This is a genomic window from Mesorhizobium sp. M00.F.Ca.ET.216.01.1.1 (genome assembly GCF_004010325.2).
Lineage (GTDB): Bacteria > Pseudomonadota > Alphaproteobacteria > Rhizobiales > Rhizobiaceae > Mesorhizobium.
In genome coordinates this window covers 1-295 of record NZ_SADR02000484.1, presented here as the reverse complement: position 1 = coordinate 295, position 295 = coordinate 1, and the positions used below count along the sequence as shown (strand labels likewise).

General features: G+C 65.8%; 1 protein-coding gene. It reads right to left on the bottom strand.

Annotated elements, in window-relative coordinates; all coding sequences use genetic code 11:
* Positions 1–295, bottom strand: a 295-nt coding sequence (locus tag EN859_RS37075; protein ID WP_189502576.1) for an adenylosuccinate synthetase, incomplete at both ends; no start/stop codon positions are given.

Sequence of the window (295 nt, the reverse complement as noted above, 5' to 3'; positions counted from 1 at the left end):
GTAAGGCAGGATATCGCCGGCGACCGCAGTCAGCTCCTGCATGATCGCCTCATGCGTCGCCTCGGCATGGCCAAGCCCGCGGCGCAGCGCATTGTGGTGCGTCAGCAGCCTGTCGACCTTCAGGGGAAGCGTTTCCAAATCCGCCAAATCCATCACCCGCACGGCGCGCCGGCCCACCTTGTCTTCGTAGGCGGGGCCGATGCCGCGGCGGGTCGTGCCAATCTTGGTTCCGGAATTGGAAGCGGCGTCTTCGCGGAATCCGTCCAGCTCCCGGTGCAGCGACAGGATAAGCGCG